The sequence below is a fragment of the Hydrogenophaga sp. A37 genome (assembly GCF_002001205.1).
GTDB lineage: Bacteria > Pseudomonadota > Gammaproteobacteria > Burkholderiales > Burkholderiaceae_C > Hydrogenophaga.
The window spans coordinates 50,483-72,375 of the sequence record NZ_MUNZ01000101.1 but is presented as its reverse complement, the minus strand read 5'-3'; the positions used below and the strand labels follow the sequence as shown (position 1 = coordinate 72,375).

General features: G+C 66.2%; 18 protein-coding genes. 5 read left to right on the top strand and 13 right to left on the bottom strand.

Annotated elements, in window-relative coordinates; all coding sequences use genetic code 11:
- Positions 1-8: 8 nt before the first annotated feature.
- The 9 genes from B0E41_RS11360 to B0E41_RS11320 form a co-directional block, all read right to left on the bottom strand.
- Positions 9-995, bottom strand: a complete 987-nt coding sequence (locus tag B0E41_RS11360; RefSeq protein WP_077331262.1) for a branched-chain amino acid ABC transporter permease — start codon at positions 993-995, stop codon at positions 9-11.
- 85 nt (positions 996-1,080) lie between these two features.
- Complete coding sequence (locus B0E41_RS11355; RefSeq protein WP_077331261.1) at positions 1,081-1,815, bottom strand: ABC transporter ATP-binding protein; 735 nt, start codon at positions 1,813-1,815, stop codon at positions 1,081-1,083.
- Positions 1,812-2,579 carry an ABC transporter ATP-binding protein gene (locus tag B0E41_RS11350; protein ID WP_077331260.1) on the bottom strand — a complete coding sequence of 256 codons (768 nt, stop codon included), beginning with the start codon at positions 2,577-2,579 and terminating at the stop codon, positions 1,812-1,814. The genes B0E41_RS11355 and B0E41_RS11350 overlap by 4 nt, the downstream gene beginning before the upstream one ends.
- A gap of 25 nt (positions 2,580-2,604) precedes the next feature.
- Entirely contained in the window at positions 2,605-4,101 is a 1,497-nt protein-coding gene (locus tag B0E41_RS11345) for a PHB depolymerase family esterase (RefSeq protein ID WP_077331259.1), read from the bottom strand.
- A 198-nt stretch (positions 4,102-4,299) separates the two neighbouring features.
- Complete coding sequence (locus B0E41_RS11340; RefSeq protein ID WP_077331258.1) at positions 4,300-5,487, bottom strand: substrate-binding domain-containing protein; 1,188 nt, start codon at positions 5,485-5,487, stop codon at positions 4,300-4,302.
- Positions 5,488-5,653: 166 nt separating this feature from the next.
- Positions 5,654-7,147, bottom strand: a complete 1,494-nt coding sequence (locus B0E41_RS11335; RefSeq protein ID WP_077331257.1) for a sigma 54-interacting transcriptional regulator — start codon at positions 7,145-7,147, stop codon at positions 5,654-5,656.
- A gap of 97 nt (positions 7,148-7,244) precedes the next feature.
- Positions 7,245-8,738, bottom strand: a complete 1,494-nt coding sequence (locus B0E41_RS11330; RefSeq protein WP_077331256.1) for a tripartite tricarboxylate transporter permease — start codon at positions 8,736-8,738, stop codon at positions 7,245-7,247.
- A gap of 30 nt (positions 8,739-8,768) precedes the next feature.
- On the bottom strand, positions 8,769-9,305 hold the full coding sequence (locus B0E41_RS11325) for a tripartite tricarboxylate transporter TctB family protein (protein WP_077331255.1): 537 nt from the start codon (positions 9,303-9,305) through the stop codon (positions 8,769-8,771).
- Positions 9,306-9,385: 80 nt separating this feature from the next.
- Positions 9,386-10,348 (bottom strand): tripartite tricarboxylate transporter substrate-binding protein, encoded by a 963-nt coding sequence (locus tag B0E41_RS11320; protein ID WP_077331254.1) that lies wholly within the window; start codon positions 10,346-10,348, stop codon positions 9,386-9,388.
- Positions 10,349-10,626: 278 nt separating this feature from the next.
- Between B0E41_RS11320 and B0E41_RS11315 the strand changes: the two genes are divergently transcribed.
- The 4 genes from B0E41_RS11315 to B0E41_RS11300 all read left to right on the top strand — a co-directional run bounded on the left by B0E41_RS11315 (position 10,627) and on the right by B0E41_RS11300 (position 15,456).
- The gene (locus B0E41_RS11315) at positions 10,627-12,714 is read left to right on the top strand and encodes a DUF1631 family protein (RefSeq protein ID WP_077331253.1); all 2,088 of its coding nucleotides are present in this window, start codon (positions 10,627-10,629) and stop codon (positions 12,712-12,714) included.
- Positions 12,715-12,823: 109 nt separating this feature from the next.
- Positions 12,824-13,513, top strand: a complete 690-nt coding sequence (locus B0E41_RS11310) for a response regulator transcription factor (protein ID WP_077331252.1) — start codon at positions 12,824-12,826, stop codon at positions 13,511-13,513.
- A gap of 61 nt (positions 13,514-13,574) precedes the next feature.
- Complete coding sequence (locus B0E41_RS11305; RefSeq protein ID WP_077331251.1) at positions 13,575-15,017, top strand: sensor histidine kinase; 1,443 nt, start codon at positions 13,575-13,577, stop codon at positions 15,015-15,017.
- Positions 15,004-15,456: an RNA-binding S4 domain-containing protein gene (locus B0E41_RS11300; RefSeq protein ID WP_077331250.1), complete on the top strand. Its 453-nt coding sequence runs from the start codon at positions 15,004-15,006 to the stop codon at positions 15,454-15,456. The genes B0E41_RS11305 and B0E41_RS11300 overlap by 14 nt, the downstream gene beginning before the upstream one ends.
- 7 nt (positions 15,457-15,463) lie before the next feature.
- Here B0E41_RS11300 and B0E41_RS11295 read toward each other — a convergent pair whose 3' ends face one another.
- The 4 genes from B0E41_RS11295 to B0E41_RS11280 form a co-directional block, all read right to left on the bottom strand.
- Complete coding sequence (locus B0E41_RS11295) at positions 15,464-16,372, bottom strand: DMT family transporter (RefSeq protein WP_077331249.1); 909 nt, start codon at positions 16,370-16,372, stop codon at positions 15,464-15,466.
- A gap of 217 nt (positions 16,373-16,589) precedes the next feature.
- On the bottom strand, positions 16,590-17,834 hold the full coding sequence (locus B0E41_RS11290) for a M20 aminoacylase family protein (RefSeq protein ID WP_077331248.1): 1,245 nt from the start codon (positions 17,832-17,834) through the stop codon (positions 16,590-16,592).
- Positions 17,835-17,934: 100 nt separating this feature from the next.
- Positions 17,935-18,897, bottom strand: coding sequence for a porin (locus B0E41_RS11285; protein ID WP_077331247.1), 963 nt, complete (start codon positions 18,895-18,897; stop codon positions 17,935-17,937).
- Between the two features lie 376 nt (positions 18,898-19,273).
- Entirely contained in the window at positions 19,274-20,299 is a 1,026-nt protein-coding gene (locus B0E41_RS11280; RefSeq protein WP_253194792.1) for a helix-turn-helix domain-containing protein, read from the bottom strand.
- Positions 20,300-20,604: 305 nt separating this feature from the next.
- On the opposite strand from B0E41_RS11280, the gene B0E41_RS11275 reads away from it, so the two are divergent.
- On the top strand, positions 20,605-21,891 hold the full coding sequence (locus tag B0E41_RS11275; RefSeq protein ID WP_077331246.1) for an ABC transporter substrate-binding protein: 1,287 nt from the start codon (positions 20,605-20,607) through the stop codon (positions 21,889-21,891).
- Positions 21,892-21,893: the final 2 nt, after the last annotated feature.

Sequence of the window (21,893 nt, the reverse complement as noted above, 5' to 3'; positions counted from 1 at the left end):
TCAGGCCTTCAACGGCTGGTCACCGGGTAGACGCCTTGCGGCCGCCAGAGCAGGATGGCGACCATCAACGCGATGTTCGAAAACAGCGCCACCTTGGGCACCAGGAAGCCGGTGTAGTTGGCCATCAGCCCCACCAGCAGCGCGCCGATCAGCGCACCCAGCGTCGAGCCCAGGCCGCCGATGATGATGACGATGAAGATCAGCACATTGACCTGCGCGCCCATCTGCGGCGTCACCGTCTGCTGGTACAGCCCCCACATCACACCGCCCAAGCCGGCCAGCGCACTGCCCGCGACGAACACGCCGACAAACAGGCGCTTGATGCGGTAGCCCAGCGACTCGACCATCTCGCGGTCTTGCACGCCGGCGCGGATCAGCAGGCCGACCTTGGTGCGGTTGAGCGTCCAGACCATGGCGGCGAACACGGCCGCGCCGACCAGCACCGCGACGATGCGGTACTTCTCGACCGCCGCGTCGCCCAGCAGCAGCGAGCCGCGCAGGCCCTCGGGCAGCGGCAGCGGAATCTGCTCGGGGCCCCAGATGACCTTGATCATCTCCTCGCCGATGATCATGCCGCCCATGGTGATGAGGATCTGTTTGAGGTGCATGCCATACACCGGGCGGATGATGAAGCGCTCGAACACCAGGCCCAGCGCGCCGGCCACCGCCATCGCCACCAGCATGGCCGGCAGCAGCGCCAGCAGGTTCATCCACAGGCTCGGCGAGGTCGTGTAGCTGCCCATGCTCGCCAGCACGGTGGTGGCCACAAAGGCGCCGAGCGCGATGAACACGCCGTGGCCGAAGTTGAGCACGTCCATCAGGCCGAACACGAGCGTGAGGCCCGAGGCGATGATGAAGACGATCATGCCCATGGCCAGGCCGGCCACGGTGAGCGTGAGCCAGGTCGAGGGGCTGCCGATGGCGGGCAAGGCGGCCAGCGCCAGCACCGGCACCAGGGCCATGGGCTTCCAGTCCATGTCTTTGAATGTGGTCATAGAACGGCCTCCCGCCGGGCCGCCCCAAGGGAGGCCAGCCCCTCTTGGAGGGGCAGTGAATACACGAAGTGATGAACGTGGGGTGTCACTGATGGGCTCCCAGAGATAGGCCGAGCAATCTCGACTGCATCGATTCATCGGCGGCCAGCTCGGCCATGGAGCCGCTGTGCACCACGCGCCCGTCGTCCATCACCGCCACCGTGTCGCCCAGCTGGCGCGCGAAGTTGAAGTTCTGCTCGACCAGCAGGATCGTGGTCTGCGCCGCCTTGAGTTGGCGGAAGGCCTCGATCATGTTCTGGATGATCGCGGGCGCCAGGCCCTTGCTGGGCTCGTCGATCAGCAGCAGCTGGCGCGGCTCGACGATGGCGCGCGACACTGCGAGCATCTGTTTCTGTCCGCCCGAGAGCTTGCCCGCCGGGTGGTTCCAGAACTTCTTCATGGCCGGGAACAGGCCGAAGATCCATTCGAGCCGCGTGGTGTCGATGTCGTCCAGCGTGCGCGCGCCGCGCGCCGCCAGCAGCATGTTTTCGCGCACCGAGAGGTCCGAGAAGATGCCCATGCTCTCAGGCACGTAGGCCACGCCGCTCTGCGCGATCTCGGGTGTCTGGCGCGCCGTGATGTCCTGTCCCGCCAGCGTGACGCGGCCCTGGCTCGCGTGCCACAGGCCCATGATGGTGCGCAACGTCGTGGTCTTGCCCGCGCCGTTGCGGCCCAGCAGCATGGTGAGCTGGCCCTGGGGCACAGTGAGGTCCACGCCGTGCAGGATGTGGTACGCGCCGATGTGGGTGTGCACCCCTTGAAGGGTCAGCAGATTGCTCATGAGGTCACCTCTTCGGTGGGATTGATGCCGAGGTAGGCCTGCTGCACCACCGGCGAGGCGATCACGGTGGCCGGGTCGCCGTCGGCCACCAGCTCGCCGTTGTGCAGCACGATGATGCGGTCCGAGAGTTCGCGCACCACGTCCATCTTGTGTTCGACCAGCAGGATGGTCTTGGTCTTGTCGGCCTTGAGCTGGCGGATCAGGTTCAGGATCACCGGCACCTCGTCCACGCTCATGCCTGCGGTGGGTTCGTCGAACATGAACACCTGCGGCTCCAGCGCCATCAGGATGCCGACCTCCAGCTTGCGCTGATCGCCATGCGGCAAGCTCGACGCCAGCGCGTCGCCCTTGTCGGCCAGCGCCACGGCTTCGAGCACCTCGTCTGCGCGCACCATCAGGTCCTTGCGGTCGCTCCAGATGCGCCAGAGGTTCAAGCCCGCGCCCGCCCTCGCCTGCACCGCCAGCCGCACGTTCTCGCGCACGCTCAGGTTGGGAAACAGGTTGGTCAGCTGGAACGCCCGACCCAGCCCGGCCTGCGCCCGAGCCGGTGCGCTCAGGCCCGACATGTCCACGCCATTCAGGCGGACGCTGCCCGCCGAGGCCTTGATCTGCCCCGAGATGAGGTTGAAGTAGGTCGTCTTGCCCGCCCCGTTGGGGCCGACGATGGCGGTCAGCGTGCCCGGCTGAAAAGTGCAGGTCACGCGGTTGACCGCCACGTGGCCGCCGAAGCGGACGGTCAGGTCCTGGGTGGATAGCTGGCTCATGATCTCCTTGGGGTGGTCCGTTGCATCAGGGGCAGGTGCCGATGACGTAATGGTTGCTGCCGGTCATCTTCAGCGTCCGGGTGACGAAGACATTCCACAGGCCCATGTTCTGGTGGGACCCGTTGGCGTAGGTGTAGCCGCCCGACTGGTAAGCACGGCCCGCCGTGGTGTGGGCGTAGTTGCTGGCCGTGTAGCAGGTGGCGGGCGGCGGCGGGCTGCCCGTGGTGGTGCCCAAGGCCGCCGCGGACGCCGCGCCCTCCACGCCCTCTTCGTCCGCCGCGCGCACCGTCCAGCTGTACCGCGTGGCGGCGGCGAGGCCCGTGTCGGTGAACCTGGTGGCTGTGACCGGCAGCGCGTTGGTCTTGTTGGCGTTGCGGTACACGTTGTAGCTGTCGGCGCCGCTCACGGCGCTCCAGCTGATCGTCATGGTGGTGTCGGTCGGGCTGGACGCCACCACGCCCGTGGGCGCTGGCAGGGTCGGGGTGCCACCACCCCCGCCCGAGGACACGCGGTCCACCATGGCCTTGATGGCGGCCATCTGCGTGCCGGCCTTCTGGCCGAAGTTGCCGCCATACCAGCCGATCCAGTCCCAGCAGGCATTGGGGTTGGCCAGCGAGCCGCTGGCCGTCGTGCTTCGGCTGGTGTTGTCGATCTTCGTCTGGGGGAACAGCACGATGATGCTGTTGGTGTCGGCCCAGCGGCTGTAGCCCGTGTTCTTGATGAACCTGTCGCCGATCTTGTCGGTGCTCTGCTGGCAGCCGTGCAGCGCCACGTGCAACTTGCACTGGCTGCCGCTGGCGCAGTTGGCCGGCACATAGGCCCAGCCCGTCGCGGCCATGCCGGGGTTGCTGACGAACTCACCCTGGTTGAACTCGATGTAGTTGCCGGCCGCGGGCGCGTTGTTGCGCGGGTTCAGCGTGCCGTAAAACTTCTGCAGAACGGCTTTGGCGCCGTCGTATCCGCAGTTGCTGATGTAGGGCGAGGCGGCGCTGCCGCAGCCGTTGTTGCCGGTGCTGTCGAAGTCGGTGGGAAAGGTGTGGGCCGCGCCGCCGCGCACCATGTGTTCCATGTTCGCAGCCGTCACGCCGTTGCTGGTGTACTGCGTCTTCAGTGCGTTGACGGGGTTCTGCCCCACCGTGGTGTCGCTGGCGCCGATGAACAGGTACACCTTCTGGCCGGCGATGGCCGACTGGTTGTCGATCACGCCGCTGGCGCTGTAGCTGTCGATGCGGTTCTGCATGTTGGCCAGCGCCGTGCTCGAAATGCTGGCGTTGTACATGCAGGCCGTGTAGTTGCTCAGGCCCGCGCACAGGTAGGGGCCGGCCGCGAACACGCCCACGCCCTTGAACAGCGCCGAGTAGGCGATGCCCAGCTGGTTGGCCATGAAGCCGCCCGCGGAGAGGCCCGACACCGTGGTCTGGCTGGTGTCCACGTTGTAGGCAGGCAGGTTGATGGCGGCCAGTGCCGTGCCAGAGGAAAGCGCCGCGATGGCGGCGAGCGCACGCATCGAATCGAACCTCATTGGCTTGTCTCCAGGTGAGTTTTGGGCAAAACATCGCCGGCCCCCGTGTGTCCGGGAGTTCCTCATGGAACGAGCAGAAATGGAAGGCAGCAAGTGCAGCACCTTCCAGAAACACAGCGGAACCGGCTTTGCCGGGCCGCTCGTGTTGTCCCCCTTTTTCAGGGGGAGGCCGTGTCAGCGGCGCAGGGGGTCAACCCTTCACTTCTTGTTCCGGATCGGAACCTGCATGTCTGCGGGTTTGATTTCCCGCACGAGTTCAGGCACACCCCACGGGAACGCCGGGTCCACCTTGATCTTGAAGTGGTACATGCTCTGCATGGCCTGGTGGTCTTCCTTGCGGAAGGTCATCGTGCCCTTGGGCGTCTCGAAGCTCATGCCTTCCATGGTCTTGATCAGCGTGGCGGCCTTCGCGTCACCGTTGGTCTTCTTGAGCGCGGTGACCACGGCCATGGCCGAACTGAAGCCGCCGGCGGTGAAGAAGTCGGGTGGGCTCTTGAACTGGGTGTAGTGCTGGGCCACCATCGCCTCGTTCACCGGGTTCTTGGGGATGCCGAAGTAGTAGTACGTCGCGCCTTCCATGCCGGGGAAGTTCTTGTAGGCGGCCATGGCCGGCAGGATGTTGCCACCCGTGGCGATCTCGATGTTGTAGCGTTTCAGGTCCAGATCGGCGATCTTGAACGGGTTGCCGGCACCGGCCCAGATGATGAAGATCACCTTGCGGCCGGGCGCGTCCTTCAGTTTGTCAATGATGCGCTGCGCACCGGCGGTGAAGTCGGTGGTGCTGGTGGGGAGGTATTCCTCATGGGCAATCTTGGCGGTCTTGATCGCGTCCTTGAAGGCCTTCACACCGTCGCGACCGAAGGCGTAGTCCTGCGCCAGGGTGGCGATGGTCACGCCGGCCTTATCCAGCGCCACGGCGTTGGAGATCGCGTCCTGGCTGCTGTTGCGGCCGGTGCGGAAGATGTACTTGTTCCATTTGTCGCCGGTGATCGAATCGGCCACAGCGGGCTCGACCAGCAGGATCTTCTGGTATTCCTCGGCCACCGGCAGCATGGCCAGCGCGACACCCGAGCTGGTCGGGCCAATGGCGAGGTTGGCCTTGTCGTCGGCGTAGGCCGCGGCCAGTAGGCTCTTGCCCAGATCGGGCTTGCCCTGGTCGTCCTTCTCGATCAACACGATTTTCTTGCCACCCACCATCATGGTGCCGCCCGTGGCGTACTGAAGGCCCATCAGCAGCCCGGTCTGGGTCTGCTTGCCGTAGGCCTCCAGCGGGCCGGTCTTGCTGTAGACGTGGGCGATGCGGATTTCACCGCCGGATTGGGCGAAACCGAGGGTGGCGCTGCAGGCCAAGGCCATCACCGCAAGGCGGCGGGTCGTTGTGATCATGTGTGTCTCCTGAGGTGTTTCCGGCGCACCCGGGCGGTGCCCGTGCACCCTGTTTGCACGGAGCGTGCCAGCGAGGTCAGGGCAATGAAATCAATGACTTGCGATCCACCATCACTCAAAACGTCTGAACTTCAGACATTCAAGCACCGTTGAAATTGTCTAATTTTCAGACAGTCGTCTTTAATTCAGACATACCACCCAGCTTGTCGTACAGGCTGGCGCGCGAGATGCCCAGCAGCCGCGCCGCCGCCGCCCGGTTGCCGCCGGTGCGGGCCAGGGCCGCTGCGATGGCCCGCTGCTCCAGCTCAGCGATCTGCTCGGGCAAGGGCCGTTCGTCCACGGTCGGTGACTGGGGCAGACCATGGGCAGCCCGCACGGCCGGTGCCAGCGGTGGCTCGATGCGCTCCTGCCCTGATTCGCGCAGCACCTGCTCCACCTGCGGCGCATCGATCTGCGGCGAGTCGCTGCGCAGGGCCAGTTGTTCCAGCACGTTGCGCAGCTCGCGGATGTTGCCGCGCCAAGGCTGGGCAGCCAGCAGATCGAGCGCGGCCGGTGCCAGATCCAAGTGGGCGGTGGCGCCGCGCGCGGCGATGTCTTCGCACAGCGCCTCCACCAGCAGCGCCAGGTCGTCGCGCCTCTCGCGCAGCGGCGGCACGCGGATGGGCAACACGTTCAGGCGGTAGTACAAGTCTTCACGGAACTGGCCGTTGCGCACCATCTGCTGCAGGTCGCGCGAGGTGGCAGCCACCACGCGCACATCGAACCTGACCAACTTGTTGGAACCCAGCGGCTCGATCTCACCCTCCTGCAGCGCGCGCAACAGCTTGACCTGCACGGCCATCGGCATGTCGCCCAACTCGTCGAGAAACAGTGTGCCCCCATCGGCCAGCTTGAACTTGCCGTCGCGGCCCTTTTTGTCGGCACCGGTGTAGGCGCCGGGCGCCACACCGAAGAACTCGGCCTCCAGCAGCGCCTCGGGCACGGCCGCCATGTTCACGCTCACGAACGGCCGCCCCGCGCGCGGCGACGATGCGTGGATGGCGTGCGCCAGCAACTCCTTGCCGGTGCCGGTTTCGCCCAGCAGCAGCACCGGGCTGTGGGAGGACGCCGCTCGCCGCGCCTGGCGCTTCACCTCCAGCGCCACCGGGCTGGTGCCGACGAAGCTGGCGAAGGTGTATTTGGTGCGGCGCTGACTGGCCAGCTCGCGGCGGGCGTCGCTCAGGTCCTGCTCCAGCCGCGCGAACTTGGCGATCAGCGGCTGCAGCGTGGTTTCAGGGTGGTCGAACAGCACGATGCCGAGCACACCGATCACCTCGCCCGCGTCGTCGCGCAGCGGGATGCGGCTGACCACGAAGGTACCGGCCTTGTTGGTCAGCAGGTCGATCAGGATGGGCTTGCCGGTGGCCAGCACCTGGTGCATCTGCGTGTTCTGCACCACGCTGGAAACCGGGTGGCCGACGAAGTCTTCCTCGCGCTCGAAACCCAAGGCGGGCAGGAAGCGGCGGTACTGGTCGTTGATCCAGACCACCCGCGCCTTGCGGTCCACCAGCATCATGCCTTCGCTGGCGGTGGCGAACAGGTCGAACATCGACCGGGCGGCCAGCTCCAGGATGCTTTGGGCGTCGCGGGGAAGTCGGTTGTCGGCAGTCATGCTGGGCATGGTATCGCCAAGCGATCATCACCCCCACGCTCCGCCGCTGCGCGGGTCGCTGCCCCAAGGGGCTGATCCGGCTTGGGGCGGCCCGGTGCCGTATCGATCAGGAACGCCGGTGCCAGGCCAACAGACGCGGCGTCACCAGAACCAACACCACCACCGTCAGCAACGTGGCCGACATGGGGCGCTGGAAGAACACCGAAAGATTGCCTTCGCCGATCGACATGGCGTTGCGGAACTGTGCCTCGGCCAATGGGCCCAGGATCAAGCCCACGATCACCGGGGCGGTCGGGAAATCAAACCGGCGCAATGCCACACCCACCAGCGCCAGACCGAACATCAGGAACAGGTCGAACGAGCTCTGGCGCATGCCGTACACACCCACCGTGGCAAAGATCAGGATGCCGGCGTAGAGCGGCGCCTTCGGAATCTTCAACAGCTTGACCCACAGGCCCACCATCGGCAGGTTGAGCACCAGCAACATCACGTTGCCAATGTAGAGCGAGGCGATCAGCGCCCACACCAGGGCAGAAGAGGTCTGGAACAGCTGCGGGCCGGCGTTGATGCCGTAGTTCTGCAGTGCGCTCAGCAGGATGGCGGCCGTCACCGATGTCGGGATGCCCAGCGTGAGCAGCGGCACCAGGGTGGCCGTCACGGCCGCGTTGTTGGCGGCTTCGGGACCGGCCACGCCTTCGATGGCGCCGGTGGTACCGAATTCCTTCTTGTATTCAGGGTCGGCCAGCTTGCGCTCGGTGGCGTAGCTCAGGAAGGTGGGAATCTCGGAGCCACCGGCGGGGATGGTGCCGAAGGGAAAACCGATGAAGGTGCCGCGCAACCAGGCGGGCCAGGAGCGCTTCCACTCCGTCTTGGTCATGTGCGCCTTGTTCATCTTGTTCAGGCTGGCGTCGCTCTTGCCTTCGTACAGGGCGTTGTAGAGCGCCTCGGTCACGGCAAACAGACCCACCGCCACCAGTACCACCTCCACACCGTCCATGAATTCGATGATGCCGCCGGTGTACCGCACCTGGCCGGTGATCTGGTCCATGCCCACCAGGCCCAGCGCCAGGCCGAAGAACAGCGCCGTGATGCCGCGCAACGTGCTCTGGCCCAGCACCGCGCTCACGGTGGTGAAGGCCAGCAGCATCAGGCAGAAATACTCGGGCGGCCCGAGCTTCACGGCGAACTCGGCCAGGAAGGGCGCGAACAGCGTCACCAGAATCGTGGCGATCGTGCCGGCCACAAAAGAACCGATGGCCGAGGTGGCGAGGGCCGCGCCGGCGCGCCCGTTCTTGGCCATCTTGAAACCTTCGAGCGCGGTCACCATGGTGCCGGTTTCACCCGGGGTGTTGAGCAGGATCGAGGTGGTCGATCCGCCGTACATCGCGCCGTAGTAGATGCCCGCGAAGAAGATCATCGAGGCGGTGGGTTCCACCTGGCCGGTGATCGGCAGCAGCATGGCCACGGTCACGGCCGGGCCCAGGCCGGGCAACACGCCAATGGCCGTGCCCAGCGCGCAGCCGGCCAGCGCCCATAGCAGGTTGATGGGGGTGCCGGCGGTCATGAAACCACCGAGCAAATTGTTCCAGGTGTCAAGCATGGTGAATTCCTTTCAGGTCCGTCGTGCGAATCAGATCCAGCCGGTGCCTGTCAGGCCCGGCAGGTTGACGGCGAGGAATTTGGTGAACAGCCAGAAGGTGGGCGCCGAGATCAGCATGCCGATCACCACGTCTTTCACCGTCTGCATGCCACTGCCCGAGGGCTTGCCTTCGCTGATGCGCAGGCCGCGCACCGCCAGCGTGAAACACAGCGCGCAGCTCAGCACGAAGCCGATGGTGGTGATGAGCGCCGCATTGCCCAAAATACCGGCCGACACCCAGGCCATGGCGTGCCAGTCACCACGGGCCGCACCCGAAGGCTCTTCCATGTTGCGGTAGCCGCCGGTGCGCACCTCCCAGATGAGCAATACGCCACACAGCCCCATCGCGGCCGACACCACCCAGGGCAGGAAGTCGGGGCCCACGCCCGCGTAGCCCGCGTCCGACGGGATGTTCGCCGCGCCGTAGGCGAGCCCTGCGGCCAGCAGCACGGCGGCAATGCCCAGCGCCAGCTGGCCGGGGCGGTGATCGGGACGCGGCTCGTTGGCCGCTGGGTTGGGGGTTTGCATGGGCGCTCTCCTGCGTGAAAAAAATGCGGCCGCGACGCAAACGCCGCGGCCGCTGTGTCACATGGGAACCGGGGCGGTGGTCAGACCATGCCGGCGCGAACCATGGTCGCGCGCAGGCCGGAGAAATCCTTGTCAACAAACTCGTCGAAGGCCTTGCCGGTCAGCAGGGCCGGGGTCCAGTTGTTCTTGACCAGGGCATCCTGCCAAGCCTTGCTCTTGGTGGCCTTGACAATCATGTCGGTCAGGGCATCGCGCTCGGCCGGGGTGATGCCGGGCGCACCGTAGACACCGCGCCAGTTGCCGATCTCCACGTCGATGCCCTGCTCCTTGAGCGTGGGGATCTTGTCGATGCCCTTGACGCGCTGGCCGGCGGTGACGGCAATCGCCTTCATCTTGCCGCTCTCGATGTACTGCTGGAACTCGCTGTAGCCGCTGCCGCCCACGGTGACGTTGCCACCCAGGATGGCGGCGACGGCCTCACCGCCCCCACGGAACGGCACGTAGTTGATCTTGGAAGCGGGCACGCCCACGGCCTGGGCGATCTGCGATGCGGCAATGTGCTCGGTGGAACCGCGCGAACCACCGCCCCACTTGACGCTGCCGGGGTCTTTCTTGAGCGCTTCGACCACATCTTTCATGGAATTGAACGGCGAGCTGGCGGGCAGCACGAACACGTTGTATTCGGTCGTCAGACGGGCGATGGGGGTCAGTTGGGTGATCGAGACCGGCGGCTTGCCGGTGATGATGCCGCCGAGCATGACGGCACCCATGACCATCATGGCGTTCGGGTCGCCCTTGGCCGAGTTGTAGAACTGGGCGAGACCGATGGCACCGGCCGCGCCGCCCTTGTTTTCAAAGGTCACGGAGTCGGCCACCTTGGCGTCGCGCAGGGCTTCGCCCAGGGCGCGGCCCGTGCCGTCCCAACCACCACCCGGGTTGGCAGGAATCATCATCTTGACGTTGGCAGCGGCCCAGGCAGCGTTGGGCAAGGCACCAGCAGCGGCCAGAGCGGCCAGGGATTTGAGGAAGGTATCGCGACGCATGTGTGGTCTCCGTTGGAGGTTGATCGACAGTAGAGATCTTCCTGCCGGCCGCTGTCAATCGGCTGTCGCATCACTACGGACAAACCCTAGGGCGAGGCTGAACAAGCCGTCGACTTGAGCGATGCGGCAGAACCGCTACCTGGCGCCGCTGTAACGTCCGAACGAGTGAATGGGCGGTGTTTCGGGAACAACTTCCGCTTTTCGGCCTTCAGGGCTTAGGCAGATAATCGCGTCAGCATGCCTAACACCACCCAGGTCTGATTCGCGCGCTCACACACATGGTTGCACGTGCCGATTCCCTCTTTGATGCCTGCCTCAAGGAAGGGCTGGTGTTGTCGGCCGAGTGGGTTCCGCGCTGGCTGGCGGCGCTCGGCAGTGCTTTGCAGCAGCGCGAAGCCGCCGCTGTCGGAATGTCGGAGAAGCACAGCGTCGGTAAGGCGCGCTCCACCCTGGCGACGCACCACAAGCTTGTGACCGAGCATTTTCTGGCTGCACTGGGGCAGTCCCTTGGGACTGCCGCCTCTGGGGACGGCGATCTTGATCCCGTCAGCGGAAAGGCACCACCCCGCCGCCTAGACATGCTCAGTTTCGACGAGCTGGAGCTGATGGACCACCAGCAGGTGCAGGACACGGTGGAGTTGGCGCGCATCCAGCAAGTGGTGCACATGGCGGTAGACGACGAGCTGGTGATGCTCGACGCGCGCCTGAGCAGTGCCAGGGGCCTGACGGTGGTGCGCAGCAAGGCCAATCCCTTGCATCCCGAGGCCATCATCGGTGCGCTGATCCGCGCGCTGTCCATCCTGCACATCGAGGACGCGGTGCGTGTGCAGTGGCTGCACATCGGAGCGCTCCCCCTCGGACAAGAGCTGCAAGGTTTTTACCAGCAGATGATCGATCTGCTGGACCGTTGGGGCGTGCAGCCTGCTGGCTACAAGGTGGTGCAGACACCGGTGGGAAAACCCCTGGACGGCGGCACCTCCAGAAGCCGGGAAGACAGCGTTCCCATGGCGGCGCTGACCGGCAAGAACGAATTGTTGACGCTGGATCACCTGCACCAGCTGCTGGTGGGCAACATGGGCGGTGGGAGTGGTCTCGCTGATTCGTCGCAGGCGCTGGAGGCCGGCTCCATGGTGCGCTCCCTGGCGGTGGAGGTGGTGACACTGATGTTGCGCCGCATCGCCGATGACGTCCGGTTGCTGGAGCCCGTGCGTGAGATGTTGTTGCGTCTCAAGCCCGTGCTGCTGGAGCTGGCGCGCAACGATCCCCGTTTCTTCGCCGACCGCAGCAATCCGGCGCGACGCCTGCTGGATGTCTTGACCGAGCGCGCACTGGCTTTCAAGAGTGAGCACGACGCCGGATTCGAGGCCTACGCCCAGCAATTGCGGAAGGTCTTGCAGGATCTGCAGGTACCCGCCAGCCAGCTGTCGCAGCGCATCGCCAAACTGCTCACGTCCCTGGGGCGCAGCGATCCAGTGACGCAGGCGCCCGCACGGGGTCTGGCGATGCAGACGCTGGTGAAAGTGGAGCAGCGCAACCTTCTGGCCCAACGGGTGGCGGCGGAAATTCAGGCGCGAAACGACTTCGCCCGCGCGCCCGGTGTGGTCCGCCGTTTCTTGGCAGGGCCCTGGGCGCAGGTGGTGGCGCAGGCGCGCATCCAGGCGCAGGCCATCGAGGGCCTGGCACCGGGTGATGCCCCAGCGCTGCGCTACATGGACATCCTGCCGGACCTGCTGTGGTCAAGCCGGTTTGAGTTGGCCAGCCTCAACCGGCCCAGGCTGATCAAGGTCATCCCCGGCTTGTTGCGCACGCTGCGCGACGGGCTGGATTCCATCGACTTTCCGCGTGCCCAGGCCGACTCCTTTTTTCAGGCGTTGATGGAACTGCACGAGGTCACTTACAAGCCGAAGCGCAACGAGCCAGTGGACACGCCGGATCGGCTGGGCGGCCAGCTTGAACCTGACTTGCCTGACACCTGGGTGCATCCGGCGGAGGCTCGCGATTCCGGGTTCATGGACGACATGTTCATCGAGAGTCAGCCGGCCTTTCAGGACACCGAGCCGCTGGGCACCGACTGGCGCAGCCTGCGGGAGACCGAGATGGCGGCATCACGTCCGCTGGCCGTGGGCACCTGGGTCGATCTGCGCGACGGGGCGCAGGACTTGCGATGCCAGCTGACCTGGGCCAGTCCAAGCGGCTCCATGTTCCTGTTCAATGCCGCCAATGGACGCAGCGTTTCGCTGACCCTGCGCGGGTTGGATCGGTTGCGCAGCACGGGGCGCTTGCGGGTGGTCGCCGAACACGGGCTGGTCGACGACGCACTCGACGAGGTGACGCGTCAGGCACTCATCAATTCCGGTCGATCCTGAGCCAGCGCACATTCACCTCGAAGGGGGAGAGGACCACCAGCTCGCCGCCATCGGATGGTGGTCGAACACCCAAACCTGCCGCGCCAGACCTGCCGATAATCTCCCTTGCATGAAACTGCTCCTGATCGAAGACAACCCCACCATGCAGGCGACGCTGCAGCGCACCCTGGAACGCCGGGGCATGCAGGTGCTGACCTGTGGCGACGGTGACCGCGCGCTGGCGCTCTGGCAGGCCAGTCTGCCCGACGCCGTGCTGCTCGACCTGAGCCTGCCCGGGCGCGATGGCCTGCAGGTGCTGGGCGATGCGCGCGCCGCCGGGCTGCAGACGCCGGTGATCATCCTCACCGCGCGCGGCACCGTGGGCGACCGCATCATCGGCCTGAACACCGGTGCCGACGACTACCTGCCCAAACCCTTCGACCTGGACGAACTGGAAGCCCGTGTGCGCGCGCTGGTGCGCCGCTCGGCCAACAACAACGACCATGCCGGCCCCCTGCCCTCTCGCAGCGCGAGCTGGTGCGGCATGCAGACCGACCGCGACAGCGGGGCCGTGTACCACGACGGCTCGCCATTGGAGCTGGCGCCCCGCGAACTCGCCCTGCTGCGCGCCGTGCTCGCCAACCCCGGCCAGGCCATCACCAAAGAGCGGCTGTTCGAGCTCGTGTTCCCCGGTGAAAGTCACGTGCAACCCGAGGCCATCGAGGTCGTGGCCTACCGACTGCGCAAAAAGATCGCCCACACCGGCGCACAACTGGTCACGTTGCGCGGCCTGGGCTACCTGCTGAAAGCCATGGCGTGAGCGCCGCCCGGCCGCTCCGAAGGCGCTCCGCCCCGCAGTGCGCAGCACGGACGCTCACCCAATGAACACGCCGCTGTCGCTGCGCCGCACCCTGCTGCTGGGCATCCTGCTGCCGCTGTTTGGCTTCATGATCATCAACACCGTGGTGCTCTACCGCCAGGCCCTCGCGGCGGCCGACACGGCCTATGACCGCACCCTGCTGGCCACCGCCAAATCGCTCGGTGAACAACTGGAGGTGGTCGGCAACGGCGAACAAGCGGTGGTGCGGTCTTCGCTGCTGTATTCCGCGCTGGAGGCCTTCGAGGCCGACAACCGCAGCCGCCTTTTCTACCGCGTGAATGGCTTCAAAGGCGAGATGGTTTCGGGTTTCGAAGACCTCCCCCCGCCGCGCACCCAGCTGCCCGACCAGAAAATTTACGCCGCCCTGGTGCATTTCTACGACGAGGCGTACCGCGGCGACCCGGTGCGCATGGCGGTGCTGCTGCAACCGGTCGCGGGCGTGGCGGGTCAGGGCATGGCCATCATTCAGGTGGCCGAAACGCTGGAGCTGCGCCAGACGCTGGCACGGCAGATCCTGATCGACACGCTCTGGCGCCAGGCGGCCCTGGTGATCGTGATGGTGTTGGTGGTGGTCTACGTCGTGCAGCGCGCCACGCGCCCGGTGCGCGCGCTCAGCCACGCGCTGGCCCACCGCAGCGAGAACAATCTGTCGCCCTTGCCCACGCTGAGCGCGCCCCGCGAACTGCTGCCACTGCTGGAAGCGGCGAACCAGCACATGCAGCGCCTCTCGCACCTGCTGGAGCACCAGAAGCGCTTTGTGCGCGATACCTCGCACCAGCTGCGCACGCCGCTCGCCGTGTTGAAGACCCAGGTGCAATCGGCCCGCCGCGGCGACGTGCCGCCCCTGCAAGCCCTGGATGAAATCGGCCACACGGTGGAACGCGCCACCGAGCTGGCCAACCAGATGCTCGCGCTCGCCAAGGTGGAGCAACTGCGCGAAGACAAGGACGCACCCGTGATCGACTGGGCCGAGGTGGTGCGCTCGGTGGCGCTCGACCTCGCGCCACTGATCGCCGAACGCGAGCTGGATTTCTCTCTGGATGTGGTCCCCGCCCGCGTTCGTTCACACGAATGGGCCTTGCGCGAGCTCGGGCGCAATCTGCTGCACAACGCCATCAAGAACACGTCACCCGGATCGCGCCTGGCCGTCGAGATGGTGAAGGACTCGCGGGCGGTGGCGCTCTCCATCCGCGACAGCGGGCCTGGCATCTCGGCAACGCTGAGGGAGCGCCTCTTCCAGCCCTTTGCCACCGACCACGGCGCGCGCCCGTCGGGTGCGGGTTCGGGCCTCGGCCTGGCGATCTGCCACGGCATCGTCCAGTCGCTGGGTGGCAGCATCGAGCTGGACAACCGCGTCGAACACGGCGTGGTGCAAGGACTTGATGCCACCGTGCGACTGCCCCTGGCACCCACCGAACGCCATGCACCCCATGAACCACAATGAACTCCAAAGCGGCGGCAAGGTCCGTCTGGACAAATGGCTGTGGGCCGCGCGCTTCTACAAGACGCGCTCACTGAGCGCCGAAGAAGTTGACAAGGGGCGCGTTCACGTGAACGGCGCCACGGTCAAACCGGCCAAGGAGCTGCGGGTGGGCGACACCGTGGAGATGCGTTCAGGCCCGGTCGTGCGCACGGTAACGGTTCGCGCACTGAGCGGCGTGCGCGGGCCAGCCCCGACGGCGGCGCTGCTGTACCAGGAAACCGAAGCCTCGGTGGCCCTGAGGCTGGCCAACGCCGAGCAACGGCGTCTCGCGCCCGAGCCTGCTCAGAGCCTCACCCAGGGTCGCCCCAGCAAACGCGACCGCCGCGACATGGACACCCTGCGCGGCCGGGCCGCACCGGGCGAATGGAACCAACGCTGGAGCGCCTCGCTGGACGACTAGGCCCCAATCAGCGGCGCCGCAGCCCCAGCCACATCACCGTGGCCACCACCAACAGCCCGCCTGCCACTTGCACCGGCGCGATGCTCTGCCCCAGGATGGCCCAGGCCAGCATCAGCGCGAAGATCGGCTCCACATTCATGATGGCCGAGTTGCCCACCACGCCCAGGCGCGGCAGCAGGGTGAACATGAGCGTGAAGGCCGTGCCATACAGCACCGTCAAACCCAACAGACCCCACCAGCCGGTCGGGGTGGCCGGCAAACTCGGCCCACCCTGGAACACCACCCCCACCAACGCGAGCAAGGCCACCAGGCCCATGGTCGCGGCGGTGCGCAGGCGGCCATCCAGGCCAACCGTTTCGTGCTGCGTGAGCACCAGTGCCAAACCAAAGGTGGCCGCAGCCGACAGGGCAAAGGCCACCCCGGCGCCGATCTGCGCCCAGTGCCCAGCCGCACCCAGCCCTGACGCAGCGCCGGCCACATCGAGCGCCAGCGCCAGCCCGACCAGCATCACCGGCATCGCCGCCAGCACACGGGGCTCGGGCCGCTCGCCGTACACCACCCGCGCCCACAACGCGGTCCACAACGGATAGGCGTTGAAAGCCAGCAAGGCCAGCGCCACCGGCAACCGGGCCACCGCGGCATACAGGCACAGGCTTTGCACACCAATCAACAACCCGATGGCGGGCAGCGCCCGGCGCTGGCGCGCATCAAGCCGCAGCGAGGTGCGCGTGCTCCGCAGCAAGGCCAGCACCACCAGCGCAGTGATGCCGCTGCGAAACAGCACCGCCGTGGTCACGCCCACGCCGTCGTTGAACGCCAGCCGCGCCGCCACGTGGTTGGCGCCCATCATGAAAGCAATGAGCAACAGGGTGGCGAAGGCGGCGCCAGACAGCGTGGAGGGTGTGGGTCGGGACATCGGCGCATTGTCGTGGCGCGGTGCAACGCACAGGCGTCGCGTGGGCTATTGCCCTAAAGAAAACGCTGTCCCAGAAACGCCGTCCCGAAAAGAACAAGCCCGCCGACCTTTTCATACGGCTTTGCATTCAAGCGTAGAACAAGGCGCGAAGCCGCAGACAGTGCGAAAGCACGGCAAGGCGAAGCAACGCAGTTATACGTTTGAAGGCAACGCCGTATCAGGTGGCGGGGCAGCAGGCCGTCTCGCTTGCAAGAGCCCGAATCACCACTTCGCAGAACCAGCGCACGCCCAGGGGCAAGGCGTCGTCGTTGAAGTCGTAGCAAGGGTGGTGCAGCGCGAAAGACCCGTTGGCATCTGGCCCCTCCCTGCCCTGCCCCAGCCAGAGGTAGGCGCCCGGCTTGCGCTGCAACATGAAGGCGAAGTCTTCCGAGGTGAACGCGGCGCGGGGCGCCATCTGGGCCTGCAGCCCCACGGCCATGGCCGCTTCGAGGGCCAGCGTGGCTTCGACGGCGGTGTTGACGGTGGCGGGGTAATAGCGCTGGTAATTCACTTCCACCGTGGTGCCGGTTGCCAGCGCGATGCCTTGAGCGGTGTCACGCAGGGCTGCTTCGATGCGGTCTTGCGTGTCCGGGTCAAAGCTGCGCACGGTGCCCGTGATCGACACTTCCGCGGGCAGCACGTTGTGGCTGTGTCCGCCCTCCATGCGGGTGACGGAGAGCACGGCCGACTCGTTCGGATCGATCCGCCGGGAGACGATGGTGTTGAGCTGCACCACGAGTTGACTCGCGGCCAACAGGGCATCGGGCGTGTGATGGGGTTGCGCGGCATGCCCCCCTTTGCCGCGCACGGTGAGGTCAAACCGGTCGGCCGCCGCCATGATGGGGCCGGCCCGGGTTTGCGCATGGCCCAAGGGCAGGTCGGGCCAGTTGTGAAGGGCATACACACTGTCGCAGGGAAAGCGCTCGAACAGCCCCTCTTCAATCATGCGGGCCGCGCCGGCCTGGCCCTCTTCGGCCGGTTGAAAGATGAAATGCACCGTGCCGGTCAGGCCCAGCGCCTGGTGCGTCCGTGCCAGTTGGCGCGCTGCGCCGATGAGCATCGCGGTGTGGCCGTCGTGGCCGCATCCGTGGTGTTTGCCGGCATGTTGGCTGGCGTAAGGCCGCTGCCCCAATTCCACCATCGGCAAGGCGTCCATGTCGGCCCGCAGGCCGACACTGCGCGGGCGCTGGCCGTCGTCCCACCCTGCCGCCTGGTCGCCGCAACGCAAGGTCCCGACGACCCCCGTGCCGCCCACGCCCTCACACACCTCCAGGCCCAGCAGGCGCAGGGCGTTGGCCACGATGCCGGCCGTGCGCCGCTCCTCGTAGGCCAGTTCCGGGTGGGCGTGCAGATCCCGGCGCAAGGTGATCAGGTCCGGCAGCAAGTCCCGGACCGGGGAGACATCGTTGGGCAAGAGGGCCATGGTTCTACCTGTCTGGTGTGGGGTCCCGGGTTCGCGCACCGCGCACGAACCCGGGACCCGCTTTCAAGTCAGCGCAGTCCTGCTGCGCAATGAGAGTGCTTCAGAACGAGTGGGTCAGGCCCACGCCGTAGACCCGTTTCGTGCCATCGGCGATGTAGCGCTTGGACGCCAGATCGACGTAGACACCGGTGCGCTTGGACAGCGCGTAGTTCGCGCCGAGGGACACGACTCGCTGCTTCTTGATGCCGTCCACATCCGCACTGCCCCAGCCGGCCTTCAGGGTCGTGGCGCCCAGCGCATACGTCGCGCCCAGCGTGGACACTTTGGCTTCGGACCCGGCGGCGGACTCGCTGACGTTGTACATGCCCATCAGTGTCAGGTCGGCAAAGCGGCTGCGCAGACCGATGGAGGTCTCTTTGGCTCCGGCGCTGTTTTTGCCGGCGCCGAGCATGGCTCGTGTGGTGCCGTCGTTGTAGACCACCGAAGCCGCGCGCGTGGTTCCCACGGCGTCGGCGGGCTTTTCCGGCGAGTAGCTCAGGTGCGCGGAGAAGTTGGAGAACTTGGCTGAGTCAAAGAACACGGCGTTGGCCACGCGGCCCGAGCCACCACCGACCGGATCGGCCGAGTAGTTCCAGTGCCACAGGTCCCAGGCCGGCGAAGCCACCCGGCTGAAGTTGTCCCAGGCGTCAAAGGCCCAGTCGTGGCTCTGGATCGCATCGACCGCGCGGCCCAGGCGCAGTGCGCCGAACCCGCCCTTGAGGCCCACCGTGGTTTCGCCATGCCATGCCGGCTTGGTGCCCGCACCTTCCAGCGCACCGGTGTCCACATCCAGGCGCTGACGCAGCTTGAACGTGGCCGCCAGGCCGCCGCCCAGGTCCTCCGAGCCATCGAACTGCAGATGGCTGCGCTTGATGGTCCCGAGATTGGTCACCGACGCTTTGTCCCGGAACACGCCGACGTCGAGGCTGCCACTGATGGTGACGTTGGACTGGGCCATGGCAGCACCGCCGCCGAGAACGAGTCCCGTCGAGAGCAGGTACCGAATGCTTGTGGAGAGTTTCATTTATTCCTCAGATGGTTGCTTCTGGACCGGCGGGTGGCATGTCGGCCACCACGCTGGTCACCCCTTTGGAACATCCAATTGGGGCCGGATCATTGAAGCACCACCGAACAAATTTCACGCCTCGTAATGAGGGCGTCAAACAGCACAGTTTGTGTTTGTGAGCACTGGAAACAAAGAATCTTTGGCTGTGAGAAAACACGACATCCCCCGTTCCGGGATGGCTGCGATCTGTGCCGCCTTCATGCGGCTGTTGAGCAGCGGACCGGCGGTCATGTCCAGCGCAGCGGTGCCCACCAGGGTCGCGAGACTCCGCGCTGGAAACCTTGCGTGCTGCGGGTGACGGGCGGTGGCCAAGCCGCCCGGGCATGGGGGAGCGTCAGGCCAACGGCTGGACAGCCAAGGCCTGCTGCCGCCACTCGCGAGGCGTGAGGCCATACAGCTCCTTGAAGGAGCGGCTGAAGTGGGCGGCTTCGTTGAAGCCCCACGAGAACGCGATGTCGCTGACGCTGCGGCTGGCCAGGCGCGGATCGACGAGGTCGCGGTGGCAGGCCTCCAGCCGCCATTGCCAGATCAGGCGCGACAGAGGCAAGGGCTCGCCCCGGAACAGACGCGAAAGGTGGTCAGGCGACAGGCCGGCCGCCTGGGCCACGCTGGCGACAGACAGAACGGGGTCCCGCAGCCGCTCCTTGACGTACGCCTTGATGCGGGCGAGGTGGTACGCATGGAGGTTGGAGGGGCGGCGGGAGTTGGCCTGCGGCAGGCTGCGCAGGCCGGCCGCGATCATCTGGGTGATGGCATCGGACACCCCTTGCGCAGACGCCGGGTGCAGGCGATCGGCCTGATTTCGCAAGGTGCTCACCATAGAGAGCAGGAGGTGCCCGGCGGCGCCGTCGCCCGACACCGTGGTCGCGGTGAGTTCTTCCAGCCCCGTCACATGCTGCTCCAGGTGCGCGCGCGGCAGCCTCAACACCATGACGTGGTGTTCCTCGTCGTCGAACATCAGTTCGTAGGGCCGGGTGCAGTCGTAGAGCACGAAGTCACCCGGGTTGACCACGGCGATCCGCCCGTCCTGACACACCACGCCTTTGCCGGCTTGCTGCAACTGCACCAGGCAGTAGTCCTCACCCGAACGGGACACATGAAGCGGCGTGCGACGCACCCGTGGCACGTTGGCTCGCAGCTCGGTCAGGTCCAGTCCGCCGATGCGGGAAAACTCGATCTCGCCGAACAGCGCCCTTTCCTGGGGCCTGTCGCACTCCAGCTGCACATAAGTGGAGCAGATCATGTCCAGCCAGTATTCGAACCGTTGGTTCTCGGGCACCTCACCGGTGGCCATGCGGCTGCGCGGCGGGCACACGGGGGCCGTTTGATGGGCGTTCATTGATGGGGACTGGTTTTCCACGGCGTTCTCCTCAGGGATGCGGACCTGGCAAGCAAGACCTGCACCGGGCAACAGAACTTACGCCAGCAGGCGGCTGCGCTGCATCGGGTTCAACCCTCACCACGGCGCCTGGCAGGCGCTCGCCGCGCGCGCCGCAGGCCCCGGACAAGACCCAGGCCGGATCCAGACAAGTCCCGTCCGCCCGGGCTGCAACGCCCTTGCTCCGGTCGGACTGAACCAAGCGCTGCGCCGTGCCCGTGCAAGCTCGAAGCGCCTGCCAAACCTAAGCTCAAGCCTCGTTCCAACCCACCTCCACGAGGCCCCACATGCAAGACGAGCAGCCCTCTTCCACCGCACAAAGCACCCGCCGACAGTTCCTGGTCCAAGGCTCCGCGCTGGCGGCCGCCAGCGTCGCCGCACCCCAGGTGTTCGCGGCCGACGACGTGATCAAGATCGGCTATCTGACGCACCGCACCGGCCCGTTCGCCCCGTTCGCCGAAGCCGACAGCTTCATCCTGGACAACGCCACCAAGGCCCTGGCCGGTGGGTTGAACATCGGCGGCAAGAAGTACCGCATCGAGTTCATCGCCAAGGACGACCAGAGCAACCCCGACCGCCAGTCCAACCTGGCCGCCGAACTGATCAACAAGGACGAGGTGGATCTGATGCTGGGTCAGGCCACCATCGGCCCCGGCATTGCCCAGCAGTGCGAGATCAACGGCGTGCCCTGCATCACCACCATGAGCCCGTGGCAGGCCTGGATGTTCCCCATGAAGGGCGACCCGGCCAAGGGCTTCAAGAACGTCTTCCACTTCTTCTGGGGCATCGACGACATCGCCAACGTGTACCTGGACATCTGGAAGGACCTCAAGCTGCCCAAGGTGATCGGCTCGGCCTTCGAGAACACGCTGCCCGGCAACGCCATGGGCGACATGAAGATGGGCATGCCCGCCATGTTCGCCAAGGCCGGCTACAAGATCGTCGACATCGGCAAGTTCGCCCCCGGCAGCAACGACTTCTCGGCGCAGATCCAGGCGTTCAAGAAAGAAGGCGCCGAGGTCGTCACCGGACTGTTCGCGCCGCCCGAGTGGGCCAGCTTCGTCAAGCAGAGCGCGCAGATGGGCTTCAAACCCAAGGTGATGACCATCGCCAAGGCCCTGCTCTTCCCCGGTGGCGTGCAGGCCCTGGGCAAGAGTGCTCACGGCATGTCCACCGAGATATGGTGGTCGCCGGCCTACCCGTTCAAGAGCAGCCTGACCGGCCAGACCGCACGCCAACTGGCCGACGCCTACATGGCCGCGACGAAGAAGGAATGGACCCAGCCCATCGGCGTGATGCACGCCCTGGTGGAAGCCGGCATCGCGGCGCTCAAGGCCAGCGGCGACCCGAAGAACCCGCAGAAGGTGGCCGACGCCATCCGCAACATGAAGCAGGACACGGTGATCGGCCGCCTGGACTTTGCGGGCAGCGGCATCAAGAACGTCTCGAAGATGCGCGTCGTCGGTGGGCAGTGGATCGTCGATGAGAAGGGCAAGCTCGACATCGTTGTCACACACAACGGCACCGCCCCGGAGATTCCGGTGCAGCGCAAGTTCGTGCTGCTGGGAAGCTGACG

Excerpts from the sequence above, each read along its gene's own strand:
- B0E41_RS11360 (WP_077331262.1), bottom strand. The coding sequence starts at position 995 with ATGACCACATTCAAAGACATGGACTGGAAGCCCATGGCCCTGGTGCCG.
- B0E41_RS11355 (WP_077331261.1), bottom strand. The coding sequence starts at position 1,815 with ATGAGCAATCTGCTGACCCTTCAAGGGGTGCACACCCACATCGGCGCG.
- B0E41_RS11350 (WP_077331260.1), bottom strand. The coding sequence starts at position 2,579 with ATGAGCCAGCTATCCACCCAGGACCTGACCGTCCGCTTCGGCGGCCAC.
- B0E41_RS11345 (WP_077331259.1), bottom strand. The coding sequence starts at position 4,101 with ATGAGGTTCGATTCGATGCGTGCGCTCGCCGCCATCGCGGCGCTTTCC.
- B0E41_RS11340 (WP_077331258.1), bottom strand. The coding sequence starts at position 5,487 with ATGATCACAACGACCCGCCGCCTTGCGGTGATGGCCTTGGCCTGCAGC.
- B0E41_RS11335 (WP_077331257.1), bottom strand. The coding sequence starts at position 7,147 with ATGCCCAGCATGACTGCCGACAACCGACTTCCCCGCGACGCCCAAAGC.
- B0E41_RS11330 (WP_077331256.1), bottom strand. The coding sequence starts at position 8,738 with ATGCTTGACACCTGGAACAATTTGCTCGGTGGTTTCATGACCGCCGGC.
- B0E41_RS11325 (WP_077331255.1), bottom strand. The coding sequence starts at position 9,305 with ATGCAAACCCCCAACCCAGCGGCCAACGAGCCGCGTCCCGATCACCGC.
- B0E41_RS11320 (WP_077331254.1), bottom strand. The coding sequence starts at position 10,348 with ATGCGTCGCGATACCTTCCTCAAATCCCTGGCCGCTCTGGCCGCTGCT.
- B0E41_RS11315 (WP_077331253.1), top strand. The coding sequence starts at position 10,627 with ATGGTTGCACGTGCCGATTCCCTCTTTGATGCCTGCCTCAAGGAAGGG.
- B0E41_RS11310 (WP_077331252.1), top strand. The coding sequence starts at position 12,824 with ATGAAACTGCTCCTGATCGAAGACAACCCCACCATGCAGGCGACGCTG.
- B0E41_RS11305 (WP_077331251.1), top strand. The coding sequence starts at position 13,575 with ATGAACACGCCGCTGTCGCTGCGCCGCACCCTGCTGCTGGGCATCCTG.
- B0E41_RS11300 (WP_077331250.1), top strand. The coding sequence starts at position 15,004 with ATGAACCACAATGAACTCCAAAGCGGCGGCAAGGTCCGTCTGGACAAA.
- B0E41_RS11295 (WP_077331249.1), bottom strand. The coding sequence starts at position 16,372 with ATGTCCCGACCCACACCCTCCACGCTGTCTGGCGCCGCCTTCGCCACC.
- B0E41_RS11290 (WP_077331248.1), bottom strand. The coding sequence starts at position 17,834 with ATGGCCCTCTTGCCCAACGATGTCTCCCCGGTCCGGGACTTGCTGCCG.
- B0E41_RS11285 (WP_077331247.1), bottom strand. The coding sequence starts at position 18,897 with ATGAAACTCTCCACAAGCATTCGGTACCTGCTCTCGACGGGACTCGTT.
- B0E41_RS11275 (WP_077331246.1), top strand. The coding sequence starts at position 20,605 with ATGCAAGACGAGCAGCCCTCTTCCACCGCACAAAGCACCCGCCGACAG.